This is a genomic window from Providencia sp. PROV200, assembly GCF_049901995.1.
Classification (GTDB): Bacteria; Pseudomonadota; Gammaproteobacteria; order Enterobacterales; family Enterobacteriaceae; genus Providencia; species Providencia rettgeri_E.
Map to the genome: position 1 here is coordinate 23,051 of NZ_CP096308.1, position 21,419 is coordinate 44,469.

Consider the following 21,419-nt stretch of genomic DNA (forward strand, 5'->3'; position numbering starts at 1 on the left):
GAGAGAATATGCAGTGTGAAAGAAAGAATGTTGAAAGGCTCTCGCCAGACATCGCTGCAAACTATATTAATGCCTATGGTCAGTTGCAGGATATTGAATTAGATATCCAGCAAAAGTTGTTTGATGCTATGGGGGGGGAGGCCCCCCATTTAAAACAACAAAGTCTGCCTTTGCCAACCGTAAAAGTCATTCGTGAGAATGATGAAATCAGTATCGCCATTCAAGGGAGTGGCGAGTTTCAATGGGTGTTTGAAACGGAAAATCAGCAATGCCAACACCAAGGAAATGTGTTGGCTGGGCATCCGCTAGTGTTGCCTGCAAATCTTACTGTGGGTTACCACAGTTTGCTCCTTAAGCAGCAAGAAAAGCAATGGCATTGTACGGTGATTGTGGCACCAAAGCGTTGTTATATACCGGCTGAAATTGAGAAGGGCAAAAAGCTGTGGGGCGCGAATATTCAGCTCTATACATTACGATCAAACCGTAATTGGGGGATTGGTGACTTTGGTGATCTTCAGCATTTAGTCGGGGAAATAGCGACTCGAGGCGGTAGCTTTGTGGGCTTAAACCCCATTCACTCATTATTTCCAGCAAACCCAGAAAGTGCCAGCCCATACAGCCCATCTTCACGTAGTTGGCTCAATATTATCTATATTGATGTGGATTCGGTTGCTGACTTTCAATTAAGTGAGCAAGGAAAGCGCTGGTGGGATTTAGCGGAAACGCAGGCTCGTTTACACTCCGCTAGAACGAGTGATCTTGTTGACTATTCGACGGTTACTGAATTAAAACTAACGGCATTAACCTTTGCTTGGCAACAATTTTCATTACGAGAGAAAGCAGACTCATTACGTTTAGCTTTTGAACAGTTTGTCGATGAACGTGGTGAGAGTTTATATTGGCAAGCCGCCTTTGATGCACTACATGCGACCTTGATGGCGCAAAACGAAGCTTATTGGGGATGGCCTGTTTGGCCTGAGGAGTATCGCCATGCAGACTCTCCATCAGTAAAACAATTTTGCACAGAACATCAAGATGAAATCGCATTTTGGTCGTGGTTGCAATGGTTGGCATGGCAGCAATTTTCTGACTGTTGGCAACGTTGCCGTGATGCCAATATGCCAATAGGTTTATACCGAGATTTAGCCGTTGGTGTTACCCAAGGAGGGGCTGAGACGTGGTTCGACAGCAAGTTATATTGTACTCAAGCCTCTACTGGTGCTCCGCCTGATATCTTAGGGCCGCTAGGGCAAAATTGGGGAGTGGCGCCTTTTAACCCATACACCTTAGTAGAACGTGCTTATGCGCCTTTTATCGACTTAATACGTGCAAATATGGAAAATTGCGGGGCATTGCGTATTGATCATGTGATGTCATTATTACGTCTTTGGTGGGTGCCCGAAGGAGAAAGCGCAGCGCGTGGCGCCTATGTGCGTTATCCCGTGGATGATCTTCTGGCTATCTTGGCATTAGAAAGTCAGCGTATGAAGTGCATGGTTATTGGCGAAGATCTTGGTATCGTCCCTGAGGAAATCGTCAGTAAACTGCATGACTATGGTGTGTTTTCATACAAAGTGTTGTGGTTTGAGCATGACGACCAACGTCAAGCCCGACCTCCTGAAATGTGGGCGGAGCAAGCGATGGCTGTCATATCGACACATGATATGGCAACACTAAAAGGATATTGGGAAGGGCATGACTTTGTATTGGGTGAGCAATTAGGTCTTTATCCCGATGCCAACATGTTAGCTCACCTAAGACAGGATCGCGAGGCGGTAAAACAGGGCTTGTTAACCGCGTTAAGGTCGAGAAACACGGATAATCCACTTGCGAACGGGCATTTATCGGCAGATGAAGTATCACAAGATCTTGTCGAGCAATTACATCGTTTTGTCGCGGGCTCAAGCAGTGCATTATTGGGGTTACAACCGGAAGATTGGTTAGGAATAAAGGAGCCCGTAAATATCCCCGGAACCAGTTATGAATACCCTAACTGGCGCCGTAAGCTCACGAATACTTTAGAAGAGATGTTTGCCAGTCAGCACGTTAATCGCTTAATCGAAGAGGTGGATAAACAACGTAACCCTTTGAGTTAACTTTTATTTTTTTTTGGTGGATATGTCCTGTTGTTGGGGCATATCCATTCAAAACGCGACATTTCTTATTTTTTGCCCGCGACGAGTATAACGCAATCACCGAGATAGCAAAGGTGCAACATTTTACCCATTGTTAAGAATGTGCTAGCGGTGTGCGCTAATAATTAAAAAAGGTGAATAGCGATTAAAAATTTCAGCTTCTGGTTTTGCCAATAGGGCTTCATTAATGACTTTGGGCTCTTTAAGTGCATCGATAACAAATCCTGCGTTGAGTAACCCCATAATATAACTTTCGACAGTTCGGTGATATTTAATGACGTTATCAACAAACCATGAGGTATGACGTATAGATTCATCCTGATAATTATCGACAGGCATACAGATAAACTCACCAGACTCATTTTTCATAAATGAAGATGCATGAGCCGTACACATTGGATGTTCAACCGAAAATATAAATTTCCCGCCCTCTTTGAGGTGAGAATAGACCTCGCTTGCAAGCTGATTAAAGTTTTCGATATAGTGGATTGCAAGAGAGGAAATAATAAAGTCAAAATGTTCAACGAATGTCATAGGATCAGTCATTGACGCATGAATATACTCAATATCATCAGTATGGGTCAGCTTTTTGGCTTGTTCTATCATGTTACTTGAAAGCTCAATACCGTAAACTTTTTTCGCCCCTTTACTGTGCGCATACCGTGCAAAATCACCAAAGCCAGATCCCAAGTCGAGAACGATTTTACCTTTTAAATCAGGTAATAGCGCCCTTAGTGCCGGCTCTTCCATGATGCCATTAAGACCTGTATCATTGACTCTTAATGCTTGATAATTTTTAAAGAAAATGGGGTCATCATAAATATTTTGTTCTTTCATGGGGAGTCTCTGCATCGTTATCAATTATCTTCAATCTATTACCACTGATCACCACTGCGAAAGTCACAATAGAGTGGTTGGGAAAAATCAATTGTTTTATCTTTTGTCCATCCAAAAACACCGCCTTCTTCATCAATGGAATGAATGTAAGAGCCTTGTTTGAGCTCATAGAGCTTCCCTTCCCAAACATGCCATCCAACCGATTGATATAAATGGCGGCCTTCTTCAGAAGCAGATAACAGCCCGAGTTGATAACAATTAGCGATTATCTCATTAGTTTCTAACATGAGTTGTCGACCAATACCTTGGCGGCGGTAGTTATCTAAGACCGCCATAGCTTCGACATAGCCTACTGTGACGGGCTGATGACCTAATGCCATATTGCGCTGAACAATGGAAACGTGGCCAACAATATGTTGTTGGTCATAAGCTAAAATATGCATGCCACCTAAAGCGTGCTGAAAGTCATCTCGAGAAAAATCACTGTCAAAGCTTTGGTATAACAAAGTGTAGATAGTCTCTTTTTGGTCATTCGATAACTGCGATGTATGGCGACCGAAATATTGGATAGTCATAGCGTCTCTTAAAACGTTAGAAATAAAAGTAAATAGAATCAACGGTTTTTCTGGGCGACCCAAATATGCCAATAATCTTGTTCAATAATTGGGGATAAATGGGATAGATGATGACGTAATGTATTCACTAAAAAGGTAATTTGATTATCATCTAACTCATGCAAAATGGAACGCCCTGTACGCGCGCTAATATCTTGTTCTAGTGAAGAAAAATTATCATAAATACGTCGAGTCTCACAAAAAACCTGAGAGGAAACAAGTTTGAAGCCATTTTGCTGTAATTCAGTTTCGACTTGTTTCTGAGTGGGTCTGCGTTTAGCTTCAACGTCAATCAGTTTGGGAAAGCATTCAAAGAAGAAACCACGTAAGTGTTGTTCTCCACCCGGGAGGGTAACATTCTCCATGGTTCTATCTTGAATAATAAAGTAGCCTTTATCGGAGAGAACTCGATGAATTTCTTGAAAATTATTATTGTAATCTACTAAATGATGGATCAACGCCCGTTCAAAAACTAAATCAATACTTGAAGAGGCTAAACCTGTTTTTTCAGCATTACCTTGTTGGAACGTGGTTTGTGGATAATCTATCGATTTTTCTCTAGCGGTTTTAACCATATGTTCAGAAAAATCAATACCAATGACATTTTTTGCGCCTAATTCAGCCCACGCTCGGCTGTATATTCCACCACCACAGCCAATATCTGCAACGATTTTATTCTTTATATCCACTTGTTTCTCAATGAAATCCATCCATTCTTTAGCTACTGAACGAGTAGCGTAAGTCGATTTGTTTTTTTCATCATGAAAATCTATAGGCATAGAAAAAATCTCACTTTTAATGATAAGTCCAAACGCAGGGGGCTTCGTTACGTTAAATTCATTTTCCAAGTTTATGAGTGCGAATTGTATTACATATAACGGGTATCTATGATGTCTAGAGTGCTTATTGATAACTTAAATTTGAAAAATATGGGGCTGTAAAATTGAATGTTTTTTGTTTTTTTATCGGTAACTCATCACCTTTAAAAATCATTTAATCTTTAAAGTCGATGATTTTCAGCAATAAATTCTGAAATGACGTAGTGGAGATTTTATCTTATTGTGACTGGCATCTGTTCACAGGAGCTGGTGGGATGATGGAAAAAAATATCGCTGCTGCACATGATGCGGCCTTTAAAGGATTTATGGCGCAAATAGAAAATGCTCGGGATTTTTTTGAGATCCACCTGCCTGAGCATCTCCGCTCTTTATGCGATTTTGACACGTTGTCGCTGACTAATTCATCATTCATAGATAAACAATTACGTTCTCGTTTATCTGATGTGCTGTATTCCGTGCAAACAACACAAGGTCAAGGGTATATTTACTTATTAGTCGAGCACCAATCAACTCCTGATAAACTCATGGCTTGGCGCTTAATGCACTATGCTTTTTTAGCCATGAATCAACATATGCAGCAAGGGAATACTTCATTACCGACGGTGATCCCTGTCCTTTTTTATCATGGAGGGCGTTCACCGTATCCCTATACACAGCTGTGGACTGACTGTTTCCCGTTTCCTGATATTGCTAATGATTTATATACCCAGCCATTTCCATTAGTTGATGTCACGGTGATTGATGATGATGAACTGGTTAATCACCGAAAGGTTGCTGTGATGGAATTGGCAATGAAACATAAACATATCCGTGATGAGATCCAACGGGTACTCCCACTCTTGGCGCAGGCGATTAATAAGCACTATAATAGCAGCAATGATGTGATTACTATCCTCAATTATCTGTTTGCTACTTGGGATACGACTGACTTTGAACACGTTATTCAAGTGTTAGAGGAACAAACAGAACAACACAAGGAAACAGTCATGAATATAGCGCAACGCTTACATAATAAAGGTCGCCAAGAAGGGCTTCTTGAAGGCCGAGAAGAAGGCCGAGAAGAAGGTAGAGAAGAGGGGCTAAAAGAAGGTCGAGAAGAAGGTCGAGAAGAAGGTCGAAAAGAAGGCATACAAGACGCCAGAATTACCTTGGCACGTAACTTTCTTAGAAATGGCGTTAGCCTGGAAATTATTATGGAAAGTACAGGGTTAAGTCGTGAAGAATTAATTTCATTACAATAAATTTATCAGGATAGTTGATAGTTATCTTTCAACTATCCTGAATTTATTATGCATTTAACGTGGCTTACAAAAGTTAGAGGAACAAACAGAAAAACACAAGGAAACAGTCATGAATATAGCGCAACGCTTACATAATAAAGGTCGCCAAGAAGGGCTTCTTGAAGGCCGAGAAGAAGGTAGAGAAGAGGGGCTAAAAGAAGGTCGAAAAGAAGGTCGAGAAGAAGGTCGAAAAGAAGGCATACAAGACGCTAGAATTACCTTGGCACGTAACTTTCTTAGAAATGGCGTTAGCCTGGAAATTATTATGGAAAGTACAGGGTTAAGTCGTGAAGAATTAATTTCATTACAATAAATTTATCAGGATAGTTGATATTTACCTTTCAACTATCCTGAATTTATTATGTATTCAACGAGGTTTAACAAAATTAAGTGGGCACTGATCTAATTGAACTAACGCGTATAACAATTGGCTTAATGCACTATAGAAACCAAATTCATCATAGCGCATACACTGAGCGTTAAATTCAGGCAGCCACTGGAGTAGCATATCTAAGGTCTTTTGGCGTAATATTTCAATCTTTTCAAGGGATAAATGCAATTCGCCCGATGAAAAATGCAGATGACTCAATAGTTCAAGAATGATAGATAAATGGTCTATCGGTTCGTTAAATGCGTCATGACTTTGTAACCCAGCCTCCAGTAATAAGCATTTAACGTGTTCGTTTGCTTGCTTCATGTGGGGATAAACAGAAGCATAAGGTAAAGCGGACTGTTTATCTGACATTAAAAACAAACTACAAAAATCAGCAGCCAATTCAAGTTGTGCATCGTGTCTGACATGTAAAGTAGCTATCTTCGATTCTAATAATTGAACCTCAGTGCATAATGCGGCTTCACTTTTGAGGGTTGAAAACCAATCCGCCATTTCAGCGGATTGGATTTGAGCGAGTTTCTGCGTATCTAATTCATGAGAGAATAGTTGTGCTAGCCATGCATAAACACAGGCTATCTGTTCCGGCGTTAAGGCGGTTGACTTGGTCATCTATTTTACCTGCTGTGCGGGGACATATTCACATTGAGCTACCATTTCAATTGGCCCATTAAATGCATTGACGTTATCTATTTGCCCTGTATATTTTTCAATTTCAACTAAAGCAGTGTGAGCGCTGGTGGCTTGTGCCAACTGAGATGTACCAATATCTAGTGTTAATACATTTGGGTTACCGTATTTACATAGCGCATTGATTTCGCCACCTTTAGTGGGATCATACCAAGCCCCTTCATGAATACGTACTACACCGGGGGTATATAGGTCAGAAACCACCGCGCCAGCTAATACTTGTCCACGTTCATTGAATACTCTGACAATATCTCCGTTGTGAATACCTCTTGCTCTAGCATCTTGAGGGCTGATAAATACTGGTTCTTTTCCACTGACGGCATAATATTGACGTAATACGGGCGACTCACATAGCTGGGAATGCAAACGAAAATCGGGGTGGGCTGATTGCAAGTGCAATGGCCAGTGTTTCGAGCCCGGCCCTCCGTGGGAACGTTCGGCTTTTTCGAACCACATAGGATTGTAGTGGTTTAATAAATTTGGCCACCTGAACAGAGGTGATATGCTTACCTCAGAACAACACAGGTGCCTTAATGAAAAAACGAAATTTCAGTGCAGAATTCAGACGTGAATCAGCTCAGCTGGTTGTGGATCAGAACTATACAGTTGCAGATGCCGCGAAAGCCATGAATGTCGGGCTTTCCACCTTGACGCGGTGGGTAAAGCAATTACGGGACGAACGGGCAGGCAAAACACCGAAAGCATCCCCTATCACGCCGGAACAAATTGAGATACGTGAGCTGAAGAAAAAAATTCAACGTATTGAAATGGAAAACGAAATATTAAAAAAGGCTACCGCGCTCTTGATGTCAGACTCCCTGAACAGGTCTCGGTGATCGGGAAACTCAGAGCGCATTATCCTGTGGCCACTCTTTGCTGCGTGTTCGGAGTTCACCGCAGCAGCTATAGATACCGGGAAAACCGGCCTGACAATCCGGACGGCAGGAGAGCCGTATTACGTAGTCAGGTTCAGGAGCTGCACGGCCTCAGTCATGGCTCAGCAGGAGCAAGAAGTATCGCTGTAATGGCAACACACAGGGGCTTCCGGATGGGACGATGGCTTGCCGGACGGCTAATGAAGGAGATGGGGCTGGTGAGCTGTCAGCAGCCTGTTCACCGGTATAAACGTGGCGGTCATGAACACATTGCTATCCCGAACCACCTTGAGCGACAGTTCGCAGTGACAGAGCCCAATCAGGTATGGTGCGGCGACGTAACGTATATCTGGACCGGTAAATGCTGGGCATACCTGGCCGTTGTACTCGACCTGTTCGCAAGGAAACCCGTGGGCTGGGCAATGTCATTTTCACCGGACAGCAAACTGACCACCAAAGCGCTGAAAATGGCATGGGAAATACGAAATAAGCCATCCGGGCTCATGTTCCACAGTGATCAGGGTAGCCACTATACAAGCAGGCAGTTCCGACAGTTACTGTGGCGATACCGGATAAAACAAAGTATGAGTAGGCGTGGTAACTGCTGGGATAACAGTCCGATGGAGCGCTTCTTCAGAAGTCTGAAAAATGAGTGGGTGCCGGTGACCGGCTACATCAGCTTCAGTGAAGCAGCCCATGCAATAACGGATTATATCGTCGGGTATTACAGCGAGGTCAGGCCGCATGAATATAACGGTGGATTACCACCAAACGAATCAGAAAACCAATACCGGAAAAACTCTAAAACCGTGGCCAATTTTAGTTGACCACTACACTGAATACTCGCAGATAGCCTGATGCATATGCTCATAGAGCTCAATTTTTTTTCCAAATGAACGTGAACAAATGATTTGCTCTTTAGTTTTTGCTACTTCTTCAAGCTCGATGCAAGATTCACCGTTCAGCTCTCTCACAGTGCGTTCTACAACCACACCGAATGTTTTACGGATCATGGTTGTTTCAGCCCTAGCCAAATCAAGCGCTGTAACTATTCCCATAGCATTTAGCCGGTTACTTATTTCTCTACCCACACCCCATACTTCATTAACAGGCACAAGGGACATGAGCCTTTTCTGACGTGAAGTAGCACTCAAATCGACTACACCGCCTGTTTTGGTCCATGTTTTAGCAGCATGGTTTGCCAGTTTAGCCAGTGTTTTAGTTTGAGCAAAACCAACACCGACAGGTACATGAGCAATCTGCAAAATTCGTTGTTGTATCTTGCGACCGTAATCTTCTAACGGGAAATTTCTAAGCATACCGGTCATATCAAGGAATTGTTCGTCAATACTATATGTTTCTACTCGTGGGGCAAAACCTGATAGTGTGTCCATTACGCGGTTGCTGATGTCAGCATAAAGCGCGTACAGTTGGCGAAGAATTCCTGTCAAAGATAGATAAGTAAGCGATTAACCATTACCTTTCATAGGTTGATAGTATCTAATATTAAAAAAATCACCGAGCTTAATCAGCTGTCTATTTTTAATAGTAAGTATTCATCAACATGTCTAATTTTTACCAATTGGATTACTAAGATGTACTAAGTTTAGTACCGAGGGATCGAATGTACAATCTTCACTCAGCACCAACACAATTCACTTTGTCGGGTGGACGACATTTGTTATTAAAAGCCGTCTTCTTGAGAACCCTGCGTGCAACTTTCACTGTACTAGACTCAAACATTTGATACCCAGTAACTTATAGAGCAGCCATTACAGGATCATTCCAAGAGTTGCGAGTTAGCCTTTTCGTTTTAACCAAGTACTCTTGATATTGAGGGGCAAATAGTGTCACTGCACTTCGGATTTTTACATGTTGTTCATTGATACTTGAGTCATCAATAAACGCACAGAAACTTCTGTGGAAAGATTTTCTGAACCAGAATTAAGGAGGGATAAGGTATATCACACTTAATTTGACAAAAAAGACCAGCACTCAATTGTGCTGGACTAATAGTACAACCAATAAAATTTCTTAGCGAAGAATTACCATTGGTAGTTGAGTACTTTCCATCATTTTAAGTGTATTACTGCCAAGGAAAACCTGTGCCAGCTTAGAGCGTGAAAATGCGCCCATCACAAGCATTTCAACATCATGACTCGATTTATATTCCATCAATGAATTAAATACATTGCCTTCCAATAAACTCGAACATACTTCAAATCCATTCTCTTTCAGCATAGCTTCGGTTTGCTGAAACTTTTCTTGTTGTTTAGGTTGATTGTTTTTCACACTGACAAGATGACATGTCAAACCATGAAGTAAGCCTCCTTCAATAATAGTTTTCACCGCTTTATCTGCGGTTTCACGCCCATCATAAGCCAACATAAAACTTTTAGGGGCTGCAAACTCTTTATTGGCAATAACAACAGGAGTATGAACTTGACGAATAATTTGCTCAATGTGAGAGCCCACCACATTGAAATTATCACCATGGCTTTCACCAGAGCGTCCAATCACAATTAAACGAGCCTCTTCTTCCAGATCATAAATGGCTTCAACGATACCGCTATGTCGTTGCATTTTTTCAATTGTGTGACAACCTTGTGCTTGCGCTAATTGAGAAGCATGTTCCAGCATCTCTTTACCTAACTCCAAGGCTAATTTGCTTTTTTGTTCATCTAAACTGGCCATTTCAGTTAATAAAGATGAACGAGCGCCTAAGCCAATAGCACCACTAAGATCTTCGGCTTGGGTTGATGGTGTTTTCTCAATTGCGTGTAACAACAACAATTTTTTATTCAATTTATTCGATGCCCAAATGCCAGCACGGCAAGTGGAATCAGCATAGATTGAGCCATCAATACAGGTAATTACGTTATTCATTACTTTCTCCTTAGTGGCCTGCCATGAGCTTTTCGACTTCTTTAGGATCATTATGCACACCAAACTTATCAACGATGGTTTCTGTTGCTTCACTCATCCCAATAATTTCAACATCTGTTCCTTCGCGTCGGAATTTAATCACCACCTTATCAAGTGATGATACTGAAGTAATATCCCAAAAGTGAGCATGAGTGAGATCAATCACAACTTTATTCACCACCTCTTTAAAATCAAATGATTCAATAAATTGCTCTGATGATGCAAAAAAGACTTGTCCCATAACTTGATAAGTTCGGCTTGCATCTACTGGTGACTCTGTTTTTACCACCATAAAACGACCAATTTTATTGGCAAAGAATAACGTCGCTAATAACACCCCGACAAAAACACCAATTGCTAAGTTATGCGTTGCCACAACCACAACAACGGTCGTTATCATCACAATATTTGTTGATAATGGGTGCTTTTTAAGATCTCTAATTGAACTCCAAGAAAAGGTACCAATTGCTACCATAATCATTACTGCAACTAACGCTGCCATCGGGATTTGCTTAAGCCATTCATCTAGAAAAACTACCATGATGATAAGATAAATACCGGAGCTTAAGGTGGATAATCGTCCACGTCCGCCAGATTTAATATTAATAATTGACTGGCCAATCATGGCACAACCAGCCATACCGCCCATTAAGCCTGCACCAATGTTAGCAATACCTTGTCCCTTACACTCTTGATTACGATTACTTTTGGTATCCGTAAGGTCATCCACAATCGTGGCGGTCATCATTGATTCCAACAGACCAACCATAGCGAGGCCCAATGAATAAGGTAAAATAATGAATAAAGTTTCAAGATTAAGTGGAACTTCTGGCCATAAGAAAATAGGCAGCGTATCGGGAAGTTGCCCCATATCACCAACAGTTCGTATATCCATTCCAGAGACGCTTGCTACAATTGTCAAAACGATGATGCAAATCAAAGGAGATGGGATCGCTTTACCGATAGCAGGAACATATGGGAATAAATAAACAATTCCTAACCCTGCTGCTGTCATCGCGTAAACATGCCAAGTTACATTGGTTAACTCGGGCAATTGAGCCATAAAGATAAGAATTGCTAATGCATTAACAAACCCCGTCACGACAGAGCGTGATACAAAACGCATTAAGCTGCCGAGTTTTAAATATCCGGCTATGATTTGGAATACCCCTGTTAACATAGTTGCCGCTAACAAATACTCTAAACCGTGGTCTTTAACCAAAGTGACCATAAGTAACGCCATCGCACCCGTTGCAGCCGAAATCATTCCGGGGCGGCCACCCACAATAGAGATAATGAAAGTGATACAAAAAGAAGCGTAAAGACCAACTTTAGGGTCAACACCTGCAATAATAGAAAAAGCAATAGCTTCTGGGATCAGAGCTAAAGCCACAACAATACCCGCGAGCAAATCGCCACGAACATTCGAAAACCATTCAAGTTTTATTTTTTCTAACATGAAAATCCTATCATAAAAGAAAGCGACATCGATGCACACAAGATCCTATAGGCAGATTTAGCCTAAGATAATTTAGTGAACGCACTATGCTGCTTTGAAATTGTATTTAATGAAATTAATAGAATAAATGGTACTAAGGTACCTGCCGGCAAACGGCATAATAGTCACGCAAAATGGTGACAATTTTGAAGAAAGAGGTGGGTAGCCTAAGGCGGCGTAATATGCAACTTACAATCCTTTTAAAATTAATAATGTGTGAATTGTTACACGAATATCACAAAAGGTCTATATGGTAAGAACAAAAAAGAAACGGTTTTTCACTTCATCATTAGATGAATTAATCTTTAACACTCTTTTAGTCACTATGACACTGTTTATCTTTAAAGGACTGATAAGCAGGTATAAGAAGTAATAATCCGATCATAGTTAGGCCGCTAAACAAACCAAATAGAGTGGAAGCTGTCCAGCCTTTTTCAATAAATATCCCAAATATCCATGGGGCAGCTGCTGTAGAAAAGATCATCATTGAGGTCACCATAGAGCGGATTGCTCCAATATGCTGAGTCCCATAAATCTCTACCCATAATGCACTAATAACAGGACTGGAACTACCAATGCCTAGACCAAATAAGGACATAAATAGAGGTGCAGCCCAGTAATTATCCAATAACGTTAAGACTAATAAACCGGCAATTAAAGGTAATGGAAGAAATGGTAATAAAGATTTAGCTTGAAAACGATCAATCAAAGAGCCAGAGACCATAGAACTTGCCCAATGTAAAAAACCATATGCAACGAAACTACTCGCTAATAAACTTGCAGGCCATCCCTTTTGTTCCAGTAAGTAATTTTGTTGAATAAATACGGCCGTCACAATAAATGGAGCGGATAAAACGGCAGGAATAATCGACCAAAATCGCCAATCTTTCACGACATCTCTACGCCCTTGCTCTTGTGTTTTTGTGCTTTTGGGTTCCAAAGGTTTTTTCTTATCAGATGTATTCGACTTTTTTAATAAAGTTAAAGCCATTGGTAAATAAATAATCATGACTATCAATGCCAACATCAACCAACTCCACCTCCAACCAAGCAAAGCGATAGTCGTCATTAAAATTATGGGAAGCACCATTTCACCGAAGGCAACTCCGCTAGCAGAAAGGCTAAGCGCTTTCCCCCTTTGGTGAGTGTAAACTCGAAGCATGGTTGTTTGCGCGGTATGTGGAAAGAGTCCTTGTCCAGCGAGCCTCAGTCCCCAAAATGCAAAAAATAACATCCACACAGTTTGAATGTTCGCCATTAATAAACAGGAAACACAAAGTAAAAATGACACGACAATAACCACTTTATGCAAAGCCCAACGGTCAACAAGGCCGCCAACCATAAAAATGACGGCACTACTGCACAACGTGGCAATGGCATAAATGAAACCATAGTCCTCAGCAGAAATGTTAAGTGATTGTTGAATATCTGCGCCATACCAACTCAAAAAAAATGATTGGCCAATATTACCGATAAAAACAGTAATAAAGCCAAAGCTTAAAAGCGGCCATTCTTGGCTCATAAAACGAAAATAACTACTCAAAAATCACTCCAATAATCAATTGATTGGAAAACAACAATCATACGTTTTCTAGAAATAAGATACCTTTTTCCAATCCCTGTCGATACCCTAATTCTAGTTTTCCTTTAGATCGAGTAAAACGAGAAACAGGGAATGAAGGTGGGGGGGCAATCACATTAATTTTGCAATCTTTAGGAGGAGCTTGAATAAAGTCTAACGCTTGATTATACATTTCATGACGCTTAAGCATCGCAGTATATAATTGAGGATACTCTTTTTCTAATGATTTCATCCACTTTAAAATATATGGCTTCTTTTTTCTATAGCCTAAGGGCTGAGATAATATCACCGTAATATCTCTTGCGCCTTGCTGATAAGCAAACTTGACAGGAATAGCATCAGCGATCCCTCCATCAGTCATTGGTATACCATCAACCATGGGATAATAACGATAAACTAACGGAATAGCACAAGAAGCCATGATCGCAGAATGGTTAATATTATCACTCGAAGTTTGATAATAGCAGGGCTCCCCCGTAGTAATATTTGTTGTCACTACCCAAAGCGGCATGAAAAATGGTCTATGTAACGGCTCATTGTCATATGAGCTTCTCCACAGCCACCCGACATCGCACAAGTGCCCCCCCTTAATATAACGTTTCAGATTAATGAATTCAGAGCTAGTAGCATATTTTTTGATGATTTTTTCACTACGGCCAACTTGCTTTGATAAATAACCAACAAGATTTGTAGAACCAGCAGAAACACCTACAAAAAAATTAAAATCATAATAATTATGAGCCATTAGTGGGGTTCGAGGTTCAATCGTGTAAAAAACCACGTTAAGGCAATAATTCATTGTTTGAATTGAAATTTAATGGCCTCAACTCTCCCTTCAGAATATTTTCCGGCAGCGTGAACGTATAATGTCCCAGCATGTTGATATGACCGTACATCAGTGGCGACAGGCGTGAGATATGCTCGTCTTCCGGGATCTCACCAGCGCTGCGCAAATGTGATAGCGCTTCCTGCATATAAAGCGTGTTCCACAATACAACTGCGTTAGTGACAAGCCCCAGCGCACCCAGTTGATCCTCCTGCCCCTCACGGTAACGTTTTCTAATCTCACCACGTTGGCCGTAACAGATCGCCCTTGCCACGGCGTGACGGCCTTCTCCCCGGTTAAGCTGAGTCAGTATCCTGCGACGATATTCTTCATCATCAATGTAGTTGAGGAGGTACAGCGTCTTGTTGACCCGTCCCACCTCCATAATCGCCTGCGCCAGCCCTGACGGACGGGAACTTTTTAAAAGCGAGCCCACAAGTTCTGAGGCGTGGACTGTACCCAGCTTCAGAGAACCGGAAACCCTCATCATTTCATCCCATTGGGTTTCTATCTTTGACAGTTCAACGCATCCCCGCGCCAGCTCATCCAGTACCCCGTAGTTCGCATTTTTATCTGCACGCCAAAATACCGCCTCACCGGCATCTGCCAGGCGGGGCGAAAACTGGTAGCCCAGCAGCCAGAACAGGCCAAAGATAATGTCGCTGGACCCTCCAGTGTCCGTCATAATCTCCACCGGATTCAGCCCCGTCTGCTGCTCCAGAAGCCCTTCCAGCACAAAGATAGAGTCACGCAACGTACCGGGGATAACGATGCCGTGAAAGCCGGAATACTGGGGGTCGCCTCAGAAAACGGAATCTATGGTCACTCCCGTTTTTGCAACACCGATTTTGACGACAAGTTGGCTTGCTTGAATCTATCCGGCGTCTGAATGGGATTTTATTCCCGCGCCTTGATGAGTTCCGCGCCTGATGAACCTCCAGAAAATATACGGCTTCAATGAGCCTTTCCGTTTTACAGGTTCCTCAACAGGCCGGTGGGCCGTTAGTATCATCAATATCAGTATTCGCAAAACCAGATCAGTAATTCTTTAAACCGGTGTATTTCTGCCGTTATGCTACATAAGTTTGCTGTCGTGCCGTTAGGGCCCAGGCTATTCTGGCCAGCTTGTTTGCCAGAGCACAAGTGACGACAAAGTTGCTTTTCCGGCACAGTAAATCCCTGACCCAATCGGCCAATTTGCCAGACTGGTGTTCCAGTTTTTGTATGAATACCCTGGCACATTGAACCAACAAAGTTCGGATCTTTTTATTACCTCGCTTACTAATTCCCAGCAATGTCGTCCTACCTCCCGTGCTGTACTGCCGAGGTACAAGCCCTGTTGCCGCCGCAAAGTCACGGCTGCTGGCGTACTGCTTCCCGTCGCCAATCTCAGTTGAAATAGTACTCGCTGTCAGTGTTCCGACGCAGGGAATGCTCAGCAAGCGCTGTCCAACCTCATCTTCGTCCAACTTTCGTTTCAACTGGGATTCCAAATCTTTAATCTGCTCAACAAGATAGTGATAATGCTGTTGTAATTTCAGCAATAACTGGCTGAGGTAAAGAGGCAAACTATTATCCTCAAGAATGGTACTCAGTCGGCTAATAACGGCAGCTCCTCGGGGAACGCTAATGCCAAATTCCAGCAGAAAAGCATGCATTTGATTGGTTGTTTTTACCTTATCCTGAACCAGGGATTCACGGACACGATGCAGAGCCCGCATTGCCTGCTGAGATTCCGTTCTGGGCTGCACAAAACGCATAGACGGACGCGATGCAGCTTCACAAATAGCTTCGGCGTCGACAAAGTCGTTTTTATTGCTTTTAACGAACGGGCGGACAAATTGTGGTGATATCAGCTTTGGGGAATGCCCCAACTCTTCCAACTTGCGTGCCATAAAGTGAGAACCGCCACAGGCTTCCATTGCGATGGTTGTAGCGGGGCATGTCGCCAAAAATTCGATCAACTTTGGCCGGGTAAATTTTTTACGGTAAACAGCCTTCCCGCGACGATCCTGGCAATGAATATGGAAAGAGTTTTTACCCAGATCGATACCAATGAGCGCAATGTTTTCCATGATAGTTCTCCGAATGAAAGCCTGTCCTCAGCATAGTACCGGGAAGGAGGGAGTGACCATCTCATTAAATAAAGGGCACTGTTGCAAATAGTCGGTGGTGATAAACTTATCATCCCCTTTTGCTGATGGAGCTGCACATGAACCCATTCAAAGGCCGGCATTTTCAGCGTGACATCATTCTGTGGGCCGTACGCTGGTACTGCAAATACGGCATCAGTTACCGTGAGCTGCAGGAGATGCTGGCTGAACGCGGAGTGAATGTCGATCACTCCACGATTTACCGCTGGGTTCAGCGTTATGCGCCTGAAATGGAAAAACGGCTGCGCTGGTACTGGCGTAACCCTTCCGATCTTTGCCCGTGGCACATGGATGAAACCTACGTGAAGGTCAATGGCCGCTGGGCGTATCTGTACCGGGCCGTCGACAGCCGGGGCCGCACTGTCGATTTTTATCTCTCCTCCCGTCGTAACAGCAAAGCTGCATACCGGTTTCTAGGTAAAATCCTCAACAACGTGAAGAAGTGGCAGATCCCGCGATTCATCAACACGGATAAAGCGCCCGCCTATGGTCGCGCGCTTGCTCTGCTCAAACGCGAAGGCCGGTGCCCGTCTGACGTTGAACACCGACAGATTAAGTACCGGAACAACGTGATTGAATGCGATCATGGCAAACTGAAACGGATAATCGGCGCCACGCTGGGATTTAAATCCATGAAGACGGCTTACGCCACCATCAAAGGTATTGAGGTGATGCGTGCACTACGCAAAGGCCAGGCCTCAGCATTTTATTATGGTGATCCCCTGGGCGAAATGCGCCTGGTAAGCAGAGTTTTTGAAATGTAAGGCCTTTGAATAAGACAAAAGGCTGCCTCATCGCTAACTTTGCAACAGTGCCGAAACTGGTCGCCGACCAGCTCAAGGTCAGCGTCGAAAGCTGGGACGAATACGGGCAGCGGGAGCAGACCCGGCGCGAGCACCTGGTCGAACTGCAAACGGTGTTCGGCTTCCAGCCCTTTACCATGGGCCACTACCGGCAGGCCGTCCAGTTGCTGACCGAGATGGCCTTGCAGACCGACAAGGGCATCGTGCTGGCCAGCACCTTGATCGAGCACCTGCGGCAGCAGTCGGTCATTCTGCCTGCCCTCAACGCCGTCGAGCGGGCGAGCGCCGAAGCAATCACCCGCGCCAACCGGCGCATCTACGATGCCTTGGCCGAACCGCTGTCGGACGCGCATCGCCGCCGCCTCGACGATCTGCTCAAGCGTCGGGACAACGGCAAAACGACCTGGCTGGCCTGGCTGCGCCAATCGCCCGTCAAACCGAATTCGCGGCACATGCTGGAACACATCGAACGCCTCAAAGCGTGGCAGGCGCTCGACCTGCCTTCTGGCATCGAGCGGTCGGTGCACCAGAACCGCCTGCTCAAGATCGCCCGTGAGGGTGGCCAGATGACGCCCGCCGACCTGGCCAAGTTCGAGGCGCAGCGACGCTATGCCACCCTGGTGGCGCTTGCCATCGAGGGCATGGCCACCGTCACCGACGAAATCATCGACCTGCACGACCGCATCCTGGGCAAGCTGTTCAACGCCGCCAAGAACAAGCATCAGCAGCAATTCCAGGCGTCCGGCAAGGCGATCAACGCCAAGGTGCGGCTGTTCGGCCGCATCGGCCAGGCGCTGATCGAGGCCAAGCAGGCGGGCCGCGATCCGTTCGCCGCCATCGAGGCCGTCATGTCCTGGGATGCCTTCGCCGAGAGCGTCACCGAAGCGCAGAAGCTTGCGCAGCCCGAGGACTTCGATTTCCTGCACCGCATCGGCGAAAGCTACGCCACGCTGCGCCGCTACGCGCCGGAATTCCTTGCCGTGCTCAAGCTGCGGGCCGCTCCCGCCGCGAAGGACGTGCTCGACGCCATCGAGGTGCTGCGCGGCATGAACAGCGACAACGCCCGCAAGGTGCCCGCCGACGCGCCGACCGAGTTCATCAAGCCGCGCTGGCAGAAGCTGGTCATGACCGACACCGGCATCGACCGGCGCTACTACGAACTGTGCGCGCTGTCGGAGATGAAGAACGCGTTGCGTTCCGGCGACATCTGGGTGCAGGGGTCGCGCCAGTTCAAGGACTTCGAGGACTACCTGGTGCCGCCCGCGAAATTCGCCAGCCTCAAGCAGGCCAGCGAATTGCCGCTGGCCGTGGCCACCGACTGCAACCGGTACCTGAACGACCGGCTGACGCTGCTGGAAACACAGCTTGCCACCGTCAACCGTATGGCGACGGCCAACGAGCTGCCGGACGCCATCATCACCGAGTCAGGCTTGAAGATCACGCCGCTCGACGCGGCGGTACCCGACACCGCCCAAGCGCTGATCGACCAGACGGCAATGATCCTGCCGCACGTCAAGATCACCGAACTGCTGCTGGAGGTGGACGAATGGACGGGCTTCACTCGGCATTTCGCGCATCTGAAATCGGGCGACCCGGCCAAAGACAAGAACCTGTTGCTGACCACGATCCTCGCCGACGCGATCAACCTGGGCCTGACCAAGATGGCGGAGTCTTGCCCCGGCACGACCTACGCCAAGCTGGCTTGGCTGCAAGCCTGGCACATCCGCGACGAAACCTACGGGGCGGCGCTGGCCGATCTGGTCAACGCACAGTTCCGCCATCCCTTCGCCGAGCACTGGGGCGACGGCACCACCTCATCGTCGGACGGCCAGAACTTCCGCACCGGCAGCAAGGCCGAGAGCACCGGCCACATCAACCCGAAATACGGGAGCAGCCCAGGGCGGACGTTCTACACCCACATTTCTGACCAGTACGCGCCATTTCACACCAAGGTCGTGAACGTCGGCGTGCGCGATTCGACCTACGTGCTCGACGGCCTGCTGTACCACGAGTCCGACTTGCGGATCGAGGAGCATTACACCGACACGGCGGGCTTCACCGATCACGTCTTCGCCCTGATGCACCTCCTGGGCTTCCGCTTCGCGCCGCGCATCCGCGACCTGGGCGACACCAAGCTCTACATCCCGAAGGGCGACGCCGCCTATGACGCGCTGAAACCCATGATCGGCGGCACGCTCAACATCAAGCACGTCCGCGCCCATTGGGACGAAATCCTGCGGCTGGCCACCTCGATCAAGCAGGGCACGGTGACGGCCTCCCTGATGCTCCGAAAGCTCGGCAGCTACCCACGCCAGAACGGCCTGGCCGTGGCGCTCCGCGAGCTGGGCCGCATCGAGCGCACGCTGTTCATCCTGGACTGGCTGCAAAGCGTGGAACTGCGCCGCCGCGTGCATGCCGGCCTGAACAAGGGCGAGGCGCGCAATGCGCTGGCCAGGGCAGTGTTTTTCAACCGCCTGGGTGAAATCCGCGACCGCAGTTTCGAGCAGCAGCGCTACCGGGCTAGCGGCCTCAATCTGGTAACGGCTGCCGTCGTGTTGTGGAACACGGTCTATCTGGAACGGGCTGCGCACGCGCTGCGTGGCAACGGCCATGCCGTTGATGACGCGCTGTTGCAGTACCTGTCGCCGCTCGGTTGGGAGCACATCAACCTCACCGGCGATTACCTCTGGCGCAGCAGCGCCAAGATCGGCGCGGGCAAGTTCAGGCCGCTACGACCGCTGCAACCGGCTTAGCGTGCTTTATTTAATGAGATGGTCACTCCCTCCTTCCCAGTACTATGCTGAGGACAGGCTTTCATTCGGAGAACCATCATGGAAAACATTGCGCTTATTGGTATCGATCTGGGTAAGAACTCTTTCCATATTCATTGTCAGGATCATCGTGGGAAGGCCGTTTACCGTAAAAAATTCACCCGACCAAAGCTAATCGAATTTCTGGCGACATGCCCGGCAACAACCATCGCGATGGAAGCCTGTGGCGGTTCTCACTTTATGGCACGCAAGCTGGAAGAGTTAGGGCATTTTCCAAAGCTGATATCACCGCAATTTGTCCGCCCATTCGTTAAAAGCAACAAAAATGACTTCGTTGATGCTGAAGCTATCTGTGAAGCAGCATCACGTCCATCTATGCGTTTCGTGCAGCCCAGAACCGAATCTCAGCAGGCAATGCGAGCTCTGCATCGTGTCCGTGAATCCCTGGTTCAGGATAAGGTGAAAACAACTAATCAGATGCATGCTTTTCTGCTGGAATTTGGTATCAGCGTTCCGCGAGGTGCTGCCGTTATTAGTCGACTGAGTACCCTTCTTGAGGACAGTAGTTTGCCTCTTTATCTCAGCCAGTTACTGCTGAAATTACAACAGCATTATCACTATCTTGTTGAGCAGATTAAAGATCTGGAATCTCAGTTGAAACGAAAGTTGGACGAAGATGAGGTTGGACAGCGCTTGCTGAGTATTCCCTGCGTTGGAACGCTGACTGCCAGTACTATTTCAACTGAGATTGGCGACGGGAAGCAGTACGCCAGCAGCCGTGACTTTGCGGCGGCAACAGGGCTGGTACCCCGACAGTACAGCACGGGAGGTCGGACGACATTGTTAGGGATTAGCAAGCGGGGCAACAAAAAGATCCGAACTTTGTTGGTTCAGTGTGCCAGGGTATTCATACAAAAACTGGAACACCAGTCTGGCAAGTTGGCCGACTGGGTCAGGGAGTTGTTGTGTCGGAAAAGCAACTTTGTCGTCACCTGTGCTCTGGCAAACAAGCTGGCCAGAATAGCCTGGGCACTGACGGCGCGACAGCAAACTTACGAAGCATAAAGGCAGAAATACACCAGTTTAAACAATCATTCATCTGGTTTTGCGAATACTGATATTGATGATACTAACGGCCCACCGGCCTGTTGAGGAACCTGTAAAACGGAAAGGCTCATTGAAGCCGTATATTTTCTGGAG

Annotated in this window: 15 protein-coding genes and 4 pseudogenes; 7 read left to right on the forward strand and 12 right to left on the reverse strand. The window is 45.8% G+C overall.

Translation table 11 applies throughout. The annotated features are described in order from the left end of the window. Positions 1-8: 8 nt before the first annotated feature. Positions 9-2,096, forward strand: a complete 2,088-nt coding sequence (malQ, locus tag M1E86_RS19865) for a 4-alpha-glucanotransferase (protein ID WP_094963189.1) — start codon at positions 9-11, stop codon at positions 2,094-2,096. A gap of 144 nt (positions 2,097-2,240) precedes the next feature. Here the strand turns inward: malQ and M1E86_RS19870 are convergent, their stop codons facing one another. From M1E86_RS19870 to M1E86_RS19880, 3 genes are read right to left on the reverse strand one after another with little or no spacing between them, the layout of a single operon-like run. Continuing rightward, positions 2,241-2,972, reverse strand: a complete 732-nt coding sequence (locus M1E86_RS19870; protein WP_172412311.1) for a class I SAM-dependent methyltransferase — start codon at positions 2,970-2,972, stop codon at positions 2,241-2,243. A gap of 38 nt (positions 2,973-3,010) precedes the next feature. Then, on the reverse strand, positions 3,011-3,547 hold the full coding sequence (locus M1E86_RS19875) for a GNAT family N-acetyltransferase (RefSeq protein ID WP_094963187.1): 537 nt from the start codon (positions 3,545-3,547) through the stop codon (positions 3,011-3,013). Between the two features lie 38 nt (positions 3,548-3,585). Beyond that, on the reverse strand, positions 3,586-4,365 hold the full coding sequence (locus tag M1E86_RS19880; RefSeq protein WP_094963186.1) for a class I SAM-dependent methyltransferase: 780 nt from the start codon (positions 4,363-4,365) through the stop codon (positions 3,586-3,588). A 314-nt stretch (positions 4,366-4,679) separates the two neighbouring features. On the opposite strand from M1E86_RS19880, the gene M1E86_RS19885 reads away from it, so the two are divergent. Beyond that, positions 4,680-5,666 (forward strand): Rpn family recombination-promoting nuclease/putative transposase, encoded by a 987-nt coding sequence (locus tag M1E86_RS19885; protein WP_191901242.1) that lies wholly within the window; start codon positions 4,680-4,682, stop codon positions 5,664-5,666. Positions 5,667-5,775: 109 nt separating this feature from the next. After that, entirely contained in the window at positions 5,776-6,018 is a 243-nt protein-coding gene (locus M1E86_RS19890; protein ID WP_166268366.1) for a hypothetical protein, read from the forward strand. A gap of 54 nt (positions 6,019-6,072) precedes the next feature. Here M1E86_RS19890 and torD read toward each other — a convergent pair whose 3' ends face one another. Next, positions 6,073-6,708: a molecular chaperone TorD gene (torD, locus tag M1E86_RS19895; protein ID WP_094963254.1), complete on the reverse strand. Its 636-nt coding sequence runs from the start codon at positions 6,706-6,708 to the stop codon at positions 6,073-6,075. Next, positions 6,709-7,248 (reverse strand): annotated as a pseudogene (locus M1E86_RS19900) (molybdopterin dinucleotide binding domain-containing protein); the annotation flags it as partial. It abuts the gene before it with no gap. Positions 7,249-7,319: 71 nt separating this feature from the next. Here M1E86_RS19900 and M1E86_RS19905 point away from each other — a divergent pair. Beyond that, positions 7,320-8,488 (forward strand): IS3 family transposase gene (locus M1E86_RS19905; protein WP_094963256.1). Its coding sequence is split into 2 segments (ribosomal slippage): positions 7,320-7,569 and positions 7,569-8,488, totalling 1,170 coding nucleotides; the frame shifts between segments, so codons are not numbered across the junction. Between the two features lie 9 nt (positions 8,489-8,497). Here the strand turns inward: M1E86_RS19905 and M1E86_RS19910 are convergent. The 7 genes and pseudogenes from M1E86_RS19910 to M1E86_RS19940 all read right to left on the reverse strand — a co-directional run. After that, positions 8,498-9,088: pseudogene (locus tag M1E86_RS19910) on the reverse strand (translesion error-prone DNA polymerase V subunit UmuC); the annotation flags it as partial. Between the two features lie 607 nt (positions 9,089-9,695). Continuing rightward, positions 9,696-10,547, reverse strand: coding sequence for a universal stress protein (locus M1E86_RS19915; protein WP_024008861.1), 852 nt, complete (start codon positions 10,545-10,547; stop codon positions 9,696-9,698). A gap of 10 nt (positions 10,548-10,557) precedes the next feature. Continuing rightward, the gene (locus tag M1E86_RS19920) at positions 10,558-12,045 is read right to left on the reverse strand and encodes a SulP family inorganic anion transporter (RefSeq protein WP_024008860.1); all 1,488 of its coding nucleotides are present in this window, start codon (positions 12,043-12,045) and stop codon (positions 10,558-10,560) included. A gap of 355 nt (positions 12,046-12,400) precedes the next feature. Continuing rightward, the gene (locus M1E86_RS19925) at positions 12,401-13,627 is read right to left on the reverse strand and encodes an MFS transporter (RefSeq protein WP_024008859.1); all 1,227 of its coding nucleotides are present in this window, start codon (positions 13,625-13,627) and stop codon (positions 12,401-12,403) included. Positions 13,628-13,664: 37 nt separating this feature from the next. Beyond that, positions 13,665-14,411, reverse strand: coding sequence for a patatin-like phospholipase family protein (locus tag M1E86_RS19930; RefSeq protein WP_191901244.1), 747 nt, complete (start codon positions 14,409-14,411; stop codon positions 13,665-13,667). 37 nt (positions 14,412-14,448) lie between these two features. Beyond that, positions 14,449-15,285: pseudogene (locus M1E86_RS19935) on the reverse strand (Tn3 family transposase); the annotation flags it as partial. Between the two features lie 277 nt (positions 15,286-15,562). Continuing rightward, positions 15,563-16,567, reverse strand: coding sequence for an IS110-like element IS4321 family transposase (locus M1E86_RS19940; protein WP_000427623.1), 1,005 nt, complete (start codon positions 16,565-16,567; stop codon positions 15,563-15,565). A gap of 137 nt (positions 16,568-16,704) precedes the next feature. Between M1E86_RS19940 and M1E86_RS19945 the strand changes: the two genes are divergently transcribed. The 3 genes and pseudogenes from M1E86_RS19945 (at position 16,705) to M1E86_RS19955 (ending at position 21,284) form a co-directional block, all read left to right on the forward strand. Further along, on the forward strand, positions 16,705-17,409 hold the full coding sequence (locus M1E86_RS19945; protein ID WP_001067855.1) for an IS6-like element IS26 family transposase: 705 nt from the start codon (positions 16,705-16,707) through the stop codon (positions 17,407-17,409). Positions 17,410-17,450: 41 nt separating this feature from the next. After that, positions 17,451-20,201, forward strand: a pseudogene (locus M1E86_RS19950) (Tn3 family transposase); the annotation flags it as partial. A gap of 78 nt (positions 20,202-20,279) precedes the next feature. After that, complete coding sequence (locus tag M1E86_RS19955; protein WP_000427619.1) at positions 20,280-21,284, forward strand: IS110-like element IS5075 family transposase; 1,005 nt, start codon at positions 20,280-20,282, stop codon at positions 21,282-21,284. The last annotated feature ends 135 nt before the right edge of the window (positions 21,285-21,419 follow it).

Excerpts from the sequence above, each read along its gene's own strand:
- malQ (WP_094963189.1), top strand. The coding sequence starts at position 9 with ATGCAGTGTGAAAGAAAGAATGTTGAAAGGCTCTCGCCAGACATCGCT.
- M1E86_RS19870 (WP_172412311.1), bottom strand. The coding sequence starts at position 2,972 with ATGAAAGAACAAAATATTTATGATGACCCCATTTTCTTTAAAAATTAT.
- M1E86_RS19875 (WP_094963187.1), bottom strand. The coding sequence starts at position 3,547 with ATGACTATCCAATATTTCGGTCGCCATACATCGCAGTTATCGAATGAC.
- M1E86_RS19880 (WP_094963186.1), bottom strand. The coding sequence starts at position 4,365 with ATGCCTATAGATTTTCATGATGAAAAAAACAAATCGACTTACGCTACT.
- M1E86_RS19885 (WP_191901242.1), top strand. The coding sequence starts at position 4,680 with ATGATGGAAAAAAATATCGCTGCTGCACATGATGCGGCCTTTAAAGGA.
- M1E86_RS19890 (WP_166268366.1), top strand. The coding sequence starts at position 5,776 with ATGAATATAGCGCAACGCTTACATAATAAAGGTCGCCAAGAAGGGCTT.
- torD (WP_094963254.1), bottom strand. The coding sequence starts at position 6,708 with ATGACCAAGTCAACCGCCTTAACGCCGGAACAGATAGCCTGTGTTTAT.
- M1E86_RS19915 (WP_024008861.1), bottom strand. The coding sequence starts at position 10,547 with ATGAATAACGTAATTACCTGTATTGATGGCTCAATCTATGCTGATTCC.
- M1E86_RS19920 (WP_024008860.1), bottom strand. The coding sequence starts at position 12,045 with ATGTTAGAAAAAATAAAACTTGAATGGTTTTCGAATGTTCGTGGCGAT.
- M1E86_RS19930 (WP_191901244.1), bottom strand. The coding sequence starts at position 14,411 with ATGGCTCATAATTATTATGATTTTAATTTTTTTGTAGGTGTTTCTGCT.
- M1E86_RS19940 (WP_000427623.1), bottom strand. The coding sequence starts at position 16,567 with ATGGAAAACATTGCGCTCATTGGTATCGATCTGGGTAAAAACTCTTTC.
- M1E86_RS19945 (WP_001067855.1), top strand. The coding sequence starts at position 16,705 with ATGAACCCATTCAAAGGCCGGCATTTTCAGCGTGACATCATTCTGTGG.
- M1E86_RS19955 (WP_000427619.1), top strand. The coding sequence starts at position 20,280 with ATGGAAAACATTGCGCTTATTGGTATCGATCTGGGTAAGAACTCTTTC.